We start from the raw sequence: 14914 nt of genomic DNA, 5'->3' as shown, positions 1-14914 counted from the left end.
CGAACAACCGACCGTGGGTGAGCGGCGGGGGGAGAGTGACAGGCGCGGCGCGGCAGGTGCGGTGCGGCAGGCGGTGAGGTGCCGTCGCCCTCCCCGGCAGCATGACCCCCTCCCCTCATGACCTCTTACACTGCGGCATGAACAGTCAGGACAGAGACGAGACGAACGGGGACCGGCAGCGGCTGGTGCGGGTGGCGCTCGGGCAAGAGGACGGCGACCTGCTGGTGCGCGGCGCCCAGGTCGTGCAGCCGGTCACCCGCGAGGTCTACGCCGCCGACGTGCTGGTGGCCGGGGGCCGGGTGGCGGCGGTGGGGCCCGACCTGCCCGCGCGGGCGCGGCGCACGGTGCAGGCGCGGGGGGCGTACCTCGCGCCCGGTTTTATCGACGGGCACATTCATATCGAATCGAGCCTGCTCACCCCGGCGAGTTTCGCGGCGGCGGTCTTGCCCCACGGCACGACGGCGGTGGTGGCCGAGCCACACGAAATCGTCAACGTGCTCGGCCCGGCGGGTCTGAACTGGATGCTGGGCGCCGGGCGCACCTCGGGCCTGCGGGTCTACGCCTCGGCCCCGTCGTGCGTGCCGGCGAGCGAGTTCGAGCAGGGCGGGGCGCGGGTGGACGCGGCGCAGGTGGCCGAGATGCTGGCGCGGCCGGGCGTGCTCGGCCTGGCCGAGATGATGAATTACCCCGGCGTCCTCGGCGGCGACGCGGGCGTATGGGACATCCTGAACGCTGGGCGCCGCAGCGGCAAACGGCTCGACGGCCACGCGGCGGGCCTGGGCGGGCGCGAACTGCTCGCCTACGCGGCGGCGGGGCTGCACTCCGACCACGAGGCGACCACCCCGGAGGAAGCCCGCGAGCGGCTGCGGGCCGGCCTGTGGCTGATGGTGCGTGAGGGCTCGGCGGCCCGCAACCTCGCGGCGCTGCTGCCGGTGCTGCGTGACCTGCCACGCCGCGCCCTGCTCGTGAGCGACGACGTGAGCGTGGACGAACTGCTCGAACTCGGGCACCTTGACCGGCTGCTGCGAACCTGCGTGGCGGGCGGCCTGCACCCCGCCGACGCGGTGGCACTGGTCACGAGCCAGCCCGCCGAATACTGGGGCCTGCACGACCTCGGGGTGATCGCCCCTGGGTATCACGCCGACTTCGTGCTGCTGCGCGACTTGCAACACTTCGGGGTGCTGGAAACCTTCGTGGGCGGCGAGGAAGCGCGGCCCGGCGGCGAGACGCCCCCCCTGCCCGGTGGCGGCGTCGACCTCGGGCCCGGCTGGGACGGGGCCACCTTCGATCCGCCCGCGCACTGGCCCACGCTCCAGATGTTTCCCGACCAGATCGTCACCGGGCGTGCGGCGCCGGGCAGCGGAGACGCCCGGCTGGTCGTCGCCGACCGCTACGGGCGCGGCGAGTGGTCGAGCTGCTGGACGTTGGGCAGCGGCCTGCGCGGCGGCACCCTGGGCATCAGCATTCTGCACGACGCGCATCAGGTGGCCCTGCTCGGCGGCAGCGACGCGGACCTGCGCGCGGCGGGTCGGGCGCTCGAACGGCTCGGCGGCGGCATCGTCCTGGTCGTGGACGGCGAGGTCCGCGAGCAGTTGCCCCTGCCCTACGCGGGTCTGATGACCGACCACGCTCCGGCCGAGGCCGCCGCTGCCCTGGGCCGGGTGACGGCGGCGGCGCGCTTGCTGGGTTGCATGCCTGCAGGTCGACTCTAGAGGATCCCCGCCTGCCGAGGTGGAAGCCCGCATCGGTGAGGTGCTGGAACGCTACGACCTGGGGGAATACCGTCAGCACCCCTCGCACCTGCTCAGCGGGGGGCAAAAGCAACTGCTCGCCATTTCGGGCGTGCTGGTGATGCGGCCCGAGTACGTCGTGTTCGACGAGCCGACCACCTTGCTCGACCTGCGCAACCGCAACCGGGTGGCGGCGGCCATCCGCGAGTTGCCGCAGACGGCGATTGTGGTGACGCACGACCTGGACTTGCTGCGCGACTTCGAGCGGGTGCTGGTGTTCGAGGCCGGAGAACTCATCGCCGACGCGCCGCCCGCCGAGGCGCTGCGGGTCTACCGGGAGCGGATGACGTGGCCCTGAACCGCTCACCGGAAGCCGCATGACGCTGGGTCTTTATGTCCCCCGCGACTCGCCGCTGCACCGCGCCGCGCCGGGCGTCAAGCTGCTGGGGCTGCTGCTGTGCGGCGTGCTGGTGTTTATGCTGCATGACTGGCGTCCCCTGCTGGCGCTGCTGGGGCTGACGCTGGCGCTCTACGCCGTCGCGCGTCTGGGGTGGCGCACCACCTGGGCGCAACTGCGGCCTGCGCTGGGGCTGCTGCTGTTTTTTCTGGTCGTGCAMGGGCTGCTGACGAACTGGGAAACCGCTGTCGTCACCGCCCTGCGCTTCGGGGTGATGATTCTGCTCGCCTCGCTGGTCACGCTCACCACACGCACTTCGGCGCTGCTGGCCGGACTGGAACGGGCCGCCCTGCCGCTGGCCCGGCTGGGGGTCAATCCGGCGCGGGTGAGCCTCGCCGTGTCGCTCACCCTGCGCTTTATTCCGGTGGTCGCGCAGACCGTGCAGGACGTGCGGGAAGCGCAGCGGGCGCGCGGTATCGAGAAATACTGGGGCCTGCACGACCTCGGGGTGATCGCCCCTGGGTATCACGCCGACTTCGTGCTGCTGCGCGACTTGCAACACTTCGGGGTGCTGGAAACCTTCGTGGGCGGCGAGGAAGCGCGGCCCGGCGGCGAGACGCCCCCCCTGCCCGGTGGCGGCGTCGACCTCGGGCCCGGCTGGGACGGGGCCACCTTCGATCCGCCCGCGCACTGGCCCACGCTCCAGATGTTTCCCGACCAGATCGTCACCGGGCGTGCGGCGCCGGGCAGCGGAGACGCCCGGCTGGTCGTCGCCGACCGCTACGGGCGCGGCGAGTGGTCGAGCTGCTGGACGTTGGGCAGCGGCCTGCGCGGCGGCACCCTGGGCATCAGCATTCTGCACGACGCGCATCAGGTGGCCCTGCTCGGCGGCAGCGACGCGGACCTGCGCGCGGCGGGTCGGGCGCTCGAACGGCTCGGCGGCGGCATCGTCCTGGTCGTGGACGGCGAGGTCCGCGAGCAGTTGCCCCTGCCCTACGCGGGTCTGATGACCGACCAGCCTCCGGCCGAGGCCGCCGCTGCCCTGGGCCGGGTGACGGCGGCGGCGCGCTTGCTGGGCTGCACCTTGCCCTATCCCGTCACCACCCTGAGTTTTCTCGGCCTGAGCGTGATTCCGGCGCTCAAGCTGACGCCGCGCGGCCTGCTCGACGTGACGGCGTGGCGATTGCTGGACCGGGAAGGGTAAGGCGGCCCTCTGCCCACGCTTCTTTTGCGCTCCATCTGACCATTGCCCGCCCGCCCGTCCGCCACACTGGCGCCCAATGACCGCTCACGCCCCGCCGGACCCGCGCCTGGCCGACCTGCTCGCCCGCAGCAGCGCGCTGCACGGCCACCTCTGCCCGCGTCAGGTGCTGGGCGTGCGGCTGGCGCTGCTGGCGGGGGAGACGCTGGGACTGGACTTTCCTCGCAGCGACAAACGGGCGTTGGTCTTCGTCGAAACCGACGGCTGCTTCGCCGATGGTGTGAGCGTGGGCAGCGGCTGCTGGCTGGGGCGGCGCACGCTGCGGCTCGTGGACCACGGCAAGGTCGCCGCTGCGGTGGTGGACACCCGCAGTGGGCGAGCGGTGCGCGTGCGGCCCCAGACCGACCTGCGGGCGCGGGTGCGTGCCGGGCGCCCCGAGGGACAAACACGCTATCAGGCGTACCTCGACGCCTACCAGACCTGGCCGGACGCCGACCTGTTCGACGTGCAGCCGGTGGACCTGCGCTTTGACCTCGCGGCCCTCGTCAGTGCTGCCGGCAAACGCGCCGTGTGTGACCGCTGCGGCGAGGAAATCGTCAACGAGCGTGAGGTGGTGCAGGGAGACGAAACCCTGTGCCGGGGCTGCGCGGGGGACAGCTACTTCACCCTGTTGTGAGGGCTGAACCCCGGATATTCAGAACGGAGCTTGCTGCCCTGCCGTCGCCAGTTGCGCGGCGAGTTTGGGGAGGCCGGTCTGCCGGGCGCGGGCTTCGAGTGCGGCGAGGTCGCTGCGGCCCAGGCTGCCGAGCTGCGGCGCCACCTGACTGCGCAGCGCCCGGTCGAGGCCCAGATCGGTCGCCATGCCCAGCACCTCTTCCATGAAAAAGGTCCCCACTGTCACGAACCCGCGCAGTCGCCCGGCCTCACGGTCGCTGACAGGGTCGCCGCTGCCCACGAAGTCGTAGAGCGTCCCCAGTGTTCCGGCGGGCAGGTGCGCCCAGCTCCGTTCCAGAAAGGCGCGCTCCCCGGCAGGCACCCCCACCGGCACCGTCACGAAGCGGCGCTGCAAGGCCGAGCCGATTTCATGCAGCCGCCCCACGTCGGCGTCGTTCATGGTGGCGATGAGCACGAAGTCGGCGGGCAAAAACACGTCCTCGGGGGCACCGTCCTGCACGCCCACCAACGGCATCTGGGAACGGTAGGCGGGGTCGAGCAGCGTGAGCAGCCGCCCGAACGCCTCGTCCTGATGCGCCCGGTTGAATTCGTCGATGATGAGGGCGTGGGGCCGCCCGGTCGCCTGCATACTTTCGCGGTGCCGCTGCGCCGCCCGCGTGACCACCCCCGGCACGAAGCTGTAGCGCAGGCCCTCGCCGGGCATGACCCGCAGGCCGCCGAGCACCTCGCTGCTCGTCCAGCGGGCGTCGGCGGTGACCAGCGTGAAGTTGCCAGGGCCGCACAGCACCTCGGCCAGCAGCGTGGCGAGCAGCGTCTTGCCGGTGCCGGGCGCGCCGGTCAGCAGCAGAGGCCGGCGCCGTTCGAGCGCGGCGCGTGACACGGCCAGCACGTCCTCGTCCACCGCAATTCGGGCATCTATGGCGGCCCAGGGGTCGGGCGCGGGCTGCGGCGCGGGAGGTTCGGTGGCTGGGACTTCAGGGGCTGGAATGTCGGTGGCTGGGGCTTCCGAGACTGGCGCAGCGGGTGCGGGCGGCTCGGCGGCAGGTTCTTCAGGAGGAGATGCGGCTTCCACAGGTTCCGGCGCAACGGGCGCGGGCTTGGCCTTGCGGTTCGCCTTCGGCGGCTTGGGAGGTTTGGGCGGCTTGACCTTGGGGGGCGCGGGCACCGGCGGGTTGAGCAGTTCGTCGAGCAGGTGCCGCGCCGCCGGGGTGGGCGCCGGGGCGGTTTCGTTTTCCAGCGTGGCGTAGGGCCGGGTGCCGCCCGCGCTCAGGGCGTGCAGCGCCAGGGGGCTGAGCTGGGTGCTGCCCAGGGTGGAGGCGTGAAAACTGCGCTTGCCGTTGCCTTCCTGGTCGAGCGCCGCTCGCAGTTGACAGACATGCCGCGTTTCGCCGCCCTGCACCTGCAACTGGTGGTCGTAAGCCGCCAGCCAACGCACCTTGCTCACCTGATTCTTGCGCGGCAAAAAGACCAGCCGCGCTTCCAGCGTTCGCACCTCCTGTCCCGGCGGCAGGGCGCGGTAAGCGAAGACGGTGGTGCGGGTGAGCTGGCCGAGGCCCATGTCTGCGCGCTCGGCCTGAATCACCTGCTGGCCCAGTTTGTGCGGCGCGGGCGCGTAGGCGATCAGCGGGTCGCCCTGCATGTCGGCAAAATGCGCCGAGTGAATCAGCCGCATTTCTCCGCCGAGCGGCGCCGCGCTCGACACGTCGAACACCACCAGTTGGGCCTGCGCCGCCTGCCGCGCTTGCCCCGCCGTCGCGCGGTCGGCCCAGGGAAAGTCGAGCGCTCGCGTCTGCGGCGGCGCCGCGCCACCCGGCTCGGGGTCCGGCGGCATCTGCAACGGCAGCAACGGCGAAAGCATTCCCCCGCCCGCATCGGTAGACCAGTCGGCGCCCCAGGCTGCGCGCTCCAGCGCTTCTTGCTGCTCGGGAGAAAGGGTGGCCAAAGTTTCGCGGGCAATCTTGTACTGGGCAAAAATAGTCGTGAAGTTCATGTCAGTTCTCCGGGTGGGGCTCAGGGCGCTCAGGCAGCAGCCCGAGGTCGCGCAGGTCGTCGTCAAGGTGGTGCGGCGGATCGAGGGGATGCAGCCGCAGCCGCACCAGCCGGGCGCGGCCTCCCGGCAAGATGCTCAGGCGGCGGTCAGTCGTGGGGTCGGGGGGCGCGGCGCCGTCCAGGTCCGCCTCGGGGTCGCTGCCGGGCCACAGCACCAGCCCGGTGGCGGCGTGGGTCAGGCCCATGTAGCGCAGCAACTGGTCGTTGATTTCGCGCTGGTGGTCGGTGCCCAGGCGGTCCAGGGGTCGGTATTTCACGTCGGCCACCACGACTTCGCTCCCGGCGCCCTGCCCCAGCACCGCCAGCAGGTCGGGCTGCAAGGTCTGCGAGGACGAGCCGATGCCGCTGAACATCAGCCGGGGATTGAGCGACACGGTGGCCCAGGGCTGCGTTTCGTTCGGCTCTGCGTCGCTGTGCAGGGGCCCGGTCTCGCTGCGGAGGGTGCCGGTGTAGAGGCCGTCGGCGGTGGTGGACAGCTCGCCCTGCACGGCGCCGAACACCCGCGCCAGCGTCATCTGCGCCCAGAACTCGTACAGCTCGGCCATGCGGACCCGCCCCCCCGGCAGCCCGCTGGTGGGCCGGGTGAGCGAACGCACCTCGGCGGTGAGCTGCGCGGCGCGGCGCGACAGGGGGTCGCGGGCCGGGGGGCCGGGCCGGGCCGCAGCAGGCGTGCTTGCCGGGTCAGGCCGGGGAAACTCCGCCAGGGCGCGGGCAAAACGCCTCTGCACCTCGTCGCGCTCAGGGCCAGGAGCGAGTTGCGCGGCGGCCTCTTCCATTGCCTGCCACAGCTCACGCAGGGCGGCCAGCGCGGGCGGCGGCTGCGGCGCAGGCAGGTCGAGGGCGACGTGGTGCGGAAACTCGCCGCGGCCCCACAGGTCGAGCGTGCGGTTCCAGTCCACCCGGTCGGGCACCTGTCCGCCCAGCACCACGCGCTCGCGGGCGCGTCCGGCCTGCGCGCTGTGCGCCGGGCGCGGCTGCCGCCGGGCGAGTTGCCACAGTTGCCACGCTTCTCCGGCCAGCTCCAGCAGGTCCTGGGCGCGCAGCGGCACCGTCCACAGGGTCTGCACCCCGCTGAGCGCTTCGGGCAGGTCACCCCCCTCGAAGTGCAGCCGCCGCTGCAACTCGGGCAGCTCGGCCACCATCCGCGCCAGGGCGGCAAACGCGGTGCCCGGCGTGCGCGAGAGCTTGGCGGGGTAAACGACCACTTCCTGCACTTCTTCGCTGTCCTCGTAGACCAGCCGGAAGGGCAGGCGGCCTACCCAGTCGGTCAGGCGAATGCTGACCCCTGCCGACGTGAGCTGCTCGATGTGCGGCACGCGGTCACGGTTGCCGTTGATGAAAAACGACAGCCGCTGCTCGCCCAGCCAGACTTCGAGCGCCAGTTCGCGGGTCGGCAGGAACACCGAGCGTTCCTCAGCCACGATCTGCGCGGCGGGGCCGGGCGGCGCGCTCACATCGGCCAGGGTGCCCAGAGGGGAGTCCGGCGGCATGGCCTACTCCTCCCGCTGGCGCAGGTATTCGTCGAGGGCGCTGCCCAGCACGTCCTGAATTTTGCGGTCATGCAGCGCGGCGTACACCCGCAGCCGCCGCTGCAAACTGCGTGGCAGGCGGCTGTTGAACGGTTCGAGCGGGTCGGTGCTGGAGGCGGAAACAGATTCGTGGGGATCGGGCAGGACGTTACGGGGGTCCTGGGGGGACATGTCGGCACCTCCTCGGCGCGTCAGGTCAGCGCCGTGGGAGAGCCTGACCTGACAAAGAGTCTCAAGAGCGACTCTAGCAGGAGGTGGCAAGAAAGAAAGAAAGCCAGCAGATTTTCTTCAGAACGCTGGGTGGTTTGTCTGCCTTCCCAGCTCAACTTCCCAGCCCAAAAGAAAAGCGCCCGGCACAAGGAGGCCGGGACGCTTTTGGAAAAATGTGGTCGTGAATTCAGTCGCTCAGCTTTGCCCTGCCGCCATTTCAGCGCGGGCCTGTTCCTGAAGCTGACGCCAGGCGACTTTGCCGGTGGGGCTGCGCGGCAGGCTGTCCACGAACTGGTAGTCGCGCGGGACCTTGTAGTTCGCCATCTGCGTGCGGGCCCAGGTTTCGATGTCCTGCGGAGTGGCCTCCATGCCGGGGCGCAGCACGATCAGGGCGCGGGCGCGTTCGCCGCTGCGCTCGTCGGGCACCGAGATGACGCAGGCTTCCTGAATAGCGGGGTGACCGTGCAGCTTGTTTTCCACCTCGGCGGGCCAGACCTTGAGGCCCGAGACGTTGACCATGCGCTTGAGGCGGTCGGCGAAGAAGAAGTAGCCTTCCTCGTCCATGTAGCCCAGGTCGCCGGTGCGGAAAAAGCGCCGTCCGCCGATTTCGGTAAAGGCTTCCTCGGTTTCGCGGGGCCGCTGCCAGTACTCGCGCATGACCTGCGGCCCGTTGATTACGATTTCGCCCACCTGACCGGGCGGCAACTCGGCCCCCGTTTCGATGTCGATGATGCGCGAGTCCACGTTGAACAGCGGAATCCCCAGGCATTGCAGTTTCTGGCGCCCGTGCGGGTTGGAGTGCGACTGCGCCATCGTTTCGGAGAGGCCGTAGCCTTCCAGAAAGAAGATGCCGGTGGTGTCGAGCAGCCGTTGCCCCACGGCGGCGGGCAGGCTGGCGCCGCCCCCGGTCAAGCTGCGCAGCGTCTTGAGGTCGCTCGCCTGAAAGTTGGGCGAGGCCATCAGGTCGATCAGCATGGTGGGCGTGTTCGTCCAGACGGTCACGCGGTGGTCACGGATGAGTTCGCGCGCCGTGTCGCGGTCCCAGCGGGCCATCATGACGACTTTGCCGCCGCCCGCCACCGCCGTCATCAGGCTGTTGATAAAGCCGGTGACGTGGAAATACGGCAGGGCCGCCAGAAACACGTCCTCGCAGGTGCCGTTGACCCACACCGAGGCGCCGAAGTGCTCGCCTGCACGCTGCCGTGGGTGTGCGCGCAACCCTTGGGCAGCCCGGTGGTGCCGCTGGTGTAGAAGATGATGGCGAGGTCGTCGCGGTCCACTTCCGCAATCGGGGCCGGGGCCGAGCGCAGCGCCTGTTCCAGCGTCACGTCGCCCGCTTGCAGCTCGGGCTGCGCGTCCAGGCCATCGGGCAGTTTCACACCCGCCTGTTGCGGCACGGTGCCCGCCATGACGTTGGCGACGACGGCGTGTTCGAGCCCCGCCTGCTTGCCCTTTTCGTAGAGTTCGGCGCCTACGACGGCCACCTTGATGCCCGCGTCTTGCAGGAAAAAGGCCAGTTCGCGTGGTTGCAGCATGGGCGTGAGCGGCACCACCACCGCGCCGAGCTGCCACGCGGCAAAGGCGCCGATGGCCCAGGCGGGGCTGTTTTGCAGCCACAGGCCCACCCGGTCGCCCTTGCGCACGCCCTGCGCGGCGAGGTGCCCGGCGAGGCGACCCACTTGGTCATAAAGGTCGCCGTAGGTCAGCTCGCGCCCGTAGAACCACAGCCCCACCTTCTCGGGGTAGCGCTCGGCACTCACGCGCAGGTTGTGGAAGAGGCCGGTCTGCGGCAACGTCAGGCTGCGCGGCTTGCCGGGAGGCCAGTAGCGCCCCTGCACGGGCGGGTAATCGGTAGACGTGGGAGCAGCGGGAACAGCAGTGACTGAAGCGTCGGACATAGGTCTCCTGAGCAGATGCCATGGCCTGCCAGGAAGAGAAGAAAGGGCAGCACTGCCCTCCGCCGACTGGCCGGTTCACGGCACCCAGATGGTTGGTGGATGACCGGAGTTTAGCGCGTTCCGCAGCGGGGAGGCAGAACCGCGCCAAACTTTTCTAGATTTCTGACATTTGGCTAGACAGTTGCGGGCTGTGCAAGCTGGATGTGAACTGCCTCAAGCTTTTGCTAACATCCGTTCGTTCAGTTCAATTTGTTGTGGTGTCCGGCGAGTCCTGGCGCTGACTTTTTCCTTTGGAGGATTCCCCATGAAGACCCGTTTGCTGCTGACCCTTGCCCTTGCCGTCCTGGGCACCGCCTCCGCCGAAATCAAGGTGGGCGTGATCGTTTCTTCCACCGGCTCCGCCGCCAGCCTCGGCATTCCCGAGCGCAATACGGTCGCCCTGCTGCCCAAGACCATCGGCGGCGAAAAGGTGAGCTACATCATCCTCGACGACGCCTCCGACACCACCGCTGCCGTGACTGCCGCCCGCAAGCTGGTGCAGGAGAACAAGGTGGACCTGATCCTCGGCACGACGACCACGCCCGCGAGCCTCGCCCTGATCGACGTGGCCGCCGAGAGCAAGACTCCGATGATTTCGCTCGCCGCGTCCGAAGCAATCATCAAGCCGGTGGACGGCAAGCGCAACTGGGTGTTCAAGACCCCGCAGACCGACGCGATCATGGCCGCCGCCATCGCCGACCACATGGCGAAAAACGGCGTCAAGACGGTGGGTTACATCGGCTTCAACGACGCTTACGGTGAGGGCTGGCTCTCCGAATTCCAGGCCGTCGCCGCCAAAAAGGGCCTCAAGATCGTCGCCACCGAGCGCTACGCCCGCAACGACACCAGCGTGACCGGGCAAGCGCTCAAGATTTTCGCCGCCAGGCCCGACGCCGTGCTGATCGGTGCCGCCGGGGTGCCCGCCGTGCTGCCGCAAAAGGCGCTCAACGAACGCGGGTACAAGGGCAAGATCTACCAGACCCACGGGGTCGCCAACGCCGACTTCCTGCGGGTGGGCGGCAAGGACGTGGAGGGAGCTTTCCTGCCCGCCGGGCCGGTGCTGGTCGCCGACCAACTGCCCGCCACCAACCCCACGCGCAGAGTCGGCCTGAACTACATGAAACTCTATGAGGACAAGTACGGCAAAGACAGCGTGTCCACCTTCGGGGCGCACGCCTGGGACGCGGGCCTGATTCTGCAAAAGGCCATTCCCGTCGCGCTGAAAAAGGGCAAGCCCGGCACCCCGCAGTTCCGCGCCGCGCTGCGTGACGCCATCGAGGGCAGCCGCAACGTCATCGGCGCCCACGGCATCTTCAACCTGTCCAAGACCGACCACCTCGGCCTCGACGCCCGCTCGCGGGTGATGGTGCAGGTGCAGGGCGGAACCTGGAAGCTGCTGAAGTGAGTGCCGAGGGGGGGAGGGGAATACCTCCCTCCCACCGCCACGCGACGCCCTCTCCTGCCTTGCGGAGCTTTTTTGCCCGCGCCGCCGGAGAGGGGTTTTGATTCGAGAAAGGGCCCGCTGTGGATATTTTTGACCCCACCATTTTTCCCATCCTGACCACCGACGGGCTGACGAACGGCGCGGTGTACGCGCTGCTTTCGCTGGCGCTGGTGCTGGTGTTTGCCGTGACCCGCGTGATTTTTATTCCGCAGGGCGAATTCGTGATGTTCGGGGCGCTGACGCTGGCGAGCCTGCAAGCAGGAAAGGTGCCCGGCACGCTGAAACTGGTACTGGCGCTGCTCGCCCTGAGCGTGATTCTGAACGTGGTACAGTCGCTGCGCGCCGGGCACACTCAAGCGGCGCTGCGAAGTGTCCTGATTGGCCTGGGCGCCTGGGCGCTGCTGTGGGCGCTGACCGGCTGGCTCGCGCCGCTCAAGGCGCCACTGGCGGTGCAGGTGCTGCTGACGCTGCTGCTCGTCGTGCCGCTGGGGCCGCTGCTTTACCGCGTGGTGTACCAGCCGCTTCGCAACGCCACCGTGCTGGTGCTGCTCATCGCCTCGGTCGCGCTGCACCTCGCGCTCACCGGGCTGGGGCTTGCGTTCTTCGGCGCCGAGGGCAGCAACACGCCCGCCTTCGTCAGCGGTGATCTCCACATCGGCAGCTTTTCGCTGAGTTACCAGAACCTGCTCGTCATGGTCGTTTCGCTGGCGCTGATGGCGGGCCTCGCCGTCTTTTTCGAGCGCACGCTGCTCGGCAAGGCGCTGCGGGCCACCGCCGTGAACCGGCTGGGCGCGCGGCTGGTGGGCATTCGGCCCGAGTTCGCCGGGTCACTCGCCTTTACGGTGGCGGCCTTGATGGGCGTGCTGAGCGGCCTGCTCATCGGCCCCAAGTTCCCCATCGGGTACGACACCGGCTTCCTCATCGGTCTCAAGGGCTTTGTCGGCGCGATTATCGGCGGGCTGGCGTCTTTTCCGCTGGCCGCCATCGGGGCGCTGCTGGTGGGCCTCATCGAGAGTTACGCCAGTTTCAGCCTCAGCCAGTGGAAAGAAGTCATCGTGTTCACCCTGATTTTGCCGGTGCTGCTGTGGCGTTCCCTCTCCACCCGGCACCATGACGAGGAGGAAGAGTGATGCGCCCGCGCACGCTGCTCGCCATTATCGCCGCCGTGCTGGCGCTGGTGCTGCCCCTGGTCCTGCCGGTGTTTCAGGTCACGCTGCTCACGAACATCGCCATCGTGTCCATCACCGTTATCGGGCTGGTGCTGCTGACGGGCATTTCGGGCCTGACCTCGTTCGGGCAAGCGGCCTTCATGGGCGTGGGCGCCTACACCACCGCGCTGCTCACCACCAAATACGGCTGGAGCCCCTGGCTCACGCTGCCGGCGGGGATGCTGCTCACCGCCGCCGTCGCCAATATCCTCGGCCTCATCACGCTGAGGATGCAGGGGCACTACCTGCCGCTGGCGACGATTGCCTGGGGCATCAGTTTGTATTACGTGTTCGGCAACACGCCCGCGCTCGGCGGCTTTACCGGCATCCGCGAGATTCCGCCGGTCAGCTTTTTCGGCAGGGTGCTCGACCAGCCGCGCGAATTCGCTTATCTGGCGCTGGCGTTTCTGGCGCTGACCATCGTGGCCGCCCAGTTTCTGCTTTCCAGCCGCTTCGGGCGGGCGCTGCGGGCGCTGCGAACCGGGCCGGTGGTGGCGGAGGCGTTCGGGGCCAATACCTTTGCCCTGCGCGTGCAGGTGTTCGTGCTCTCGGCGGTCATGGCGTCGGTGGCGGGCTGGCTCTACGCCCACCAGCAGCGCTTCGTGAATCCCACGCCGTTCGGGCTGAACGTGGGCATCGAGTACCTCTTTATGGCGGTTATCGGCGGCAGCGGCTACGTCTGGGGCGGCGTGGCGGGCGCGGTGCTCATCACCCTGCTGCGCGAGGTCTTGCAGGACGTGCTGCCCCGGCTGCTCGGTGAAAACACCAACTACGAAATCGTCGTGCTCGGCATCCTCATTATCCTGACGCTGCAATTTGCCCGGCGCGGGCTGTGGCCGCTTATCGAGCGCTTTGTCCCGGCGGGCAAGCCCCGGCTGCTGGCGCGGGCCGTGACTTTTCCGCACCGGCCCACCCCGGCGCCCGGCAGTCCGATACTGAAAGTACGCAACGCCGTCAAGCAGTTCGGCGGGCTCAAGGCCGTCAACGACGTGAGCTTCGATGTCAACGCGGGCGAAATCGTGGGCCTCATCGGGCCGAACGGGGCGGGCAAGTCCACCATGTTCAACCTCGTCACGGGCGTCAACCCGGCGACCTCCGGCACGGTGGAAGTGCTGGGCCACGACGCCGGGCGGCTGCCGGCGCGGGCGATTCACCGCCTCGGCGTGGCGCGGACCTTTCAGCACGTCAAGCTGTTTCCCGAACTCTCGCTGCTCGAAAATACCATGATGGGCGGCTACGCCCGTGGTCAGGCCGGGTTGCTGCGAAGCATGTTGCACCTCGAGCGCGGCGAGGAAGCGGCGCTGCAAGGGCTCGCGCTCACACAACTCGAACGCGTCGGCCTGAGCGAGCAAGCCTACGAGCAGGCCGGCAACCTCGCGCTCGGCCAGCAACGGCTGCTCGAAATCGCCCGCGCGCTGGTCGCCGACCCCAGTTTCCTGCTGCTCGACGAACCGGCGGCGGGGCTGCGCTTCGGAGAAAAACAGGAGCTTGCGACGCTGCTCAGGAAACTGCGCGACGAAGGCGTCACCATCCTCATCGTGGAGCACGACATGGACCTGGTCATGAATCTGGTGGACCGTCTGGTGGTCATGAACAGCGGGCAGGAACTCGCGCAGGGCAGCCCGCAGCAGGTTCGCAGCAACCCGGCGGTGCGCGAAGCCTATCTGGGGGCGGAAGTATGACGGGCCACCCTGGGGCGCTGCTGCAAGTGGACGACCTGCACGTGGCCTACGGGCGCGTCGAAGCGGTCACGGGCGTCAATCTCAGCGTGGAGGCCGGGCAAATCGTGTCGGTCATCGGGGCGAACGGCGCGGGCAAAAGCACGCTGCTGGCGGCCCTTATCGGCGCGCTGCCCTCACGCGGCGTCATTCGGTACGCGGGCCGCGACGTTCGCCAGATGCCGCTCGAAGACCGGGTGGCGGCGGGCATGACGCTGGTGCCCGAGCGCCGCGAACTGTTCGGCTCCATGACGGTGGAAGACAACCTGCAACTCGGTGCCTACACCCAGCGCGCGGGCATGCAAAGTGGGCTGGCCGACGTGTTCCGCCGCTTTCCGCGCTTGCTGGAGCGCCGCAAGCAGCTCGCCGGCACCCTCTCGGGCGGCGAACAGCAGATGCTCGCCATTGGCCGCGCGCTGATGGCCCGGCCCAAGCTGCTGCTGCTCGACGAACCGAGCCTGGGTCTCGCGCCGCTGATCGTGCGCGACATCCTGCACATCGTGGCCGAACTGCGCGACAGCGGCGTGACCGTGCTGCTCGTCGAGCAAAACGCCCGCGCCGCGCTCGCCATCAGTGACTACGGCTACGTGCTCGAAGGCGGGCACGTCAAACTCGAGGGCCCCGCCGCGAGGCTGGCGGACGACCCGGCGGTGGTGGCGAGTTACCTGGGCGGGTAAGCGGAAACAAGGCGCACAGCAGAGGAGGGGAGGCCTGTTCCGGACACGGAGCAGGTTTGCCTTTGCCTGCCGAGTGCGGCCCACTTTAATAACTATTGGTCATCTAACTTATCCGATTAATCTTTGCAAGTTAGTGGGT

General features: G+C 69.0%; 10 protein-coding genes and 3 pseudogenes. 9 read left to right on the top strand and 4 right to left on the bottom strand.

Annotation, left to right across the window (positions count from 1 at the left end):
• Positions 1-137 precede the first annotated feature (137 nt).
• The 5 genes and pseudogenes from DR_RS14945 to DR_RS14925 all read left to right on the top strand — a co-directional run bounded on the left by DR_RS14945 (position 138) and on the right by DR_RS14925 (position 4004).
• Positions 138-1712 carry an adenine deaminase gene (locus DR_RS14945; RefSeq protein WP_234944700.1) on the top strand — a complete coding sequence of 525 codons (1575 nt, stop codon included), beginning with the start codon at positions 138-140 and terminating at the stop codon, positions 1710-1712.
• A 19-nt stretch (positions 1713-1731) separates the two neighbouring features.
• On the top strand, positions 1732-2088 hold the full coding sequence (locus DR_RS14940; RefSeq protein ID WP_010889528.1) for an ATP-binding cassette domain-containing protein: 357 nt from the start codon (positions 1732-1734) through the stop codon (positions 2086-2088).
• A gap of 19 nt (positions 2089-2107) precedes the next feature.
• Positions 2108-2548 (top strand): annotated as a pseudogene (locus DR_RS17190) (CbiQ family ECF transporter T component); the annotation flags it as partial.
• 60 nt (positions 2549-2608) lie between these two features.
• Positions 2609-3331: pseudogene (locus DR_RS17185) on the top strand (adenine deaminase C-terminal domain-containing protein); the annotation flags it as partial.
• A gap of 76 nt (positions 3332-3407) precedes the next feature.
• The gene (locus DR_RS14925; protein ID WP_010889526.1) at positions 3408-4004 is read left to right on the top strand and encodes an FmdE family protein; all 597 of its coding nucleotides are present in this window, start codon (positions 3408-3410) and stop codon (positions 4002-4004) included.
• An 18-nt stretch (positions 4005-4022) separates the two neighbouring features.
• Here the strand turns inward: DR_RS14925 and DR_RS14920 are convergent, their stop codons facing one another.
• The 4 genes and pseudogenes from DR_RS14920 to DR_RS14905 all read right to left on the bottom strand — a co-directional run bounded on the left by DR_RS14920 (position 4023) and on the right by DR_RS14905 (position 9689).
• Positions 4023-5993: an McrB family protein gene (locus tag DR_RS14920; RefSeq protein ID WP_162177736.1), complete on the bottom strand. Its 1971-nt coding sequence runs from the start codon at positions 5991-5993 to the stop codon at positions 4023-4025.
• Position 5994: 1 nt separating this feature from the next.
• On the bottom strand, positions 5995-7542 hold the full coding sequence (locus DR_RS14915) for a hypothetical protein (RefSeq protein WP_010889524.1): 1548 nt from the start codon (positions 7540-7542) through the stop codon (positions 5995-5997).
• A 3-nt stretch (positions 7543-7545) separates the two neighbouring features.
• On the bottom strand, positions 7546-7752 hold the full coding sequence (locus DR_RS14910) for a hypothetical protein (protein WP_034350671.1): 207 nt from the start codon (positions 7750-7752) through the stop codon (positions 7546-7548).
• Between the two features lie 234 nt (positions 7753-7986).
• Positions 7987-9689: pseudogene (locus DR_RS14905) on the bottom strand (long-chain fatty acid--CoA ligase).
• 304 nt (positions 9690-9993) lie between these two features.
• Between DR_RS14905 and DR_RS14900 the strand changes: the two are divergent.
• The 4 genes from DR_RS14900 (at position 9994) to DR_RS14885 (ending at position 14775) form a co-directional block, all read left to right on the top strand.
• On the top strand, positions 9994-11133 hold the full coding sequence (locus tag DR_RS14900; RefSeq protein ID WP_027480157.1) for an ABC transporter substrate-binding protein: 1140 nt from the start codon (positions 9994-9996) through the stop codon (positions 11131-11133).
• Between the two features lie 119 nt (positions 11134-11252).
• On the top strand, positions 11253-12302 hold the full coding sequence (locus DR_RS14895; RefSeq protein WP_010889521.1) for a branched-chain amino acid ABC transporter permease: 1050 nt from the start codon (positions 11253-11255) through the stop codon (positions 12300-12302).
• Positions 12302-14062 carry a branched-chain amino acid ABC transporter ATP-binding protein/permease gene (locus DR_RS14890; RefSeq protein WP_034350675.1) on the top strand — a complete coding sequence of 587 codons (1761 nt, stop codon included), beginning with the start codon at positions 12302-12304 and terminating at the stop codon, positions 14060-14062. Before DR_RS14895 ends, DR_RS14890 begins: the two co-directional genes overlap by 1 nt.
• Entirely contained in the window at positions 14059-14775 is a 717-nt protein-coding gene (locus DR_RS14885) for an ABC transporter ATP-binding protein (protein WP_010889519.1), read from the top strand. Before DR_RS14890 ends, DR_RS14885 begins: the two co-directional genes overlap by 4 nt.
• The last annotated feature ends 139 nt before the right edge of the window (positions 14776-14914 follow it).

This window comes from Deinococcus radiodurans R1 = ATCC 13939 = DSM 20539, from assembly GCF_000008565.1.
Taxonomy (GTDB): domain Bacteria; phylum Deinococcota; class Deinococci; order Deinococcales; family Deinococcaceae; genus Deinococcus; species Deinococcus radiodurans.
Note: the sequence above shows the minus strand (reverse complement) of the source record. Positions and strands in the feature narration are given on the sequence as shown.

Coding starts and splice junctions, on each gene's coding strand:
- DR_RS14900 (WP_027480157.1), top strand. CDS start 9,994: ATGAAGACCCGTTTGCTGCTGACCCTTGCCCTTGCCGTCCTGGGCACC.
- DR_RS14945 (WP_234944700.1), top strand. CDS start 138: ATGAACAGTCAGGACAGAGACGAGACGAACGGGGACCGGCAGCGGCTG.
- DR_RS14890 (WP_034350675.1), top strand. CDS start 12,302: ATGCGCCCGCGCACGCTGCTCGCCATTATCGCCGCCGTGCTGGCGCTG.
- DR_RS14885 (WP_010889519.1), top strand. CDS start 14,059: ATGACGGGCCACCCTGGGGCGCTGCTGCAAGTGGACGACCTGCACGTG.
- DR_RS14920 (WP_162177736.1), bottom strand. CDS start 5,993: ATGAACTTCACGACTATTTTTGCCCAGTACAAGATTGCCCGCGAAACT.
- DR_RS14910 (WP_034350671.1), bottom strand. CDS start 7,752: ATGTCCCCCCAGGACCCCCGTAACGTCCTGCCCGATCCCCACGAATCT.
- DR_RS14915 (WP_010889524.1), bottom strand. CDS start 7,542: ATGCCGCCGGACTCCCCTCTGGGCACCCTGGCCGATGTGAGCGCGCCG.
- DR_RS14925 (WP_010889526.1), top strand. CDS start 3,408: ATGACCGCTCACGCCCCGCCGGACCCGCGCCTGGCCGACCTGCTCGCC.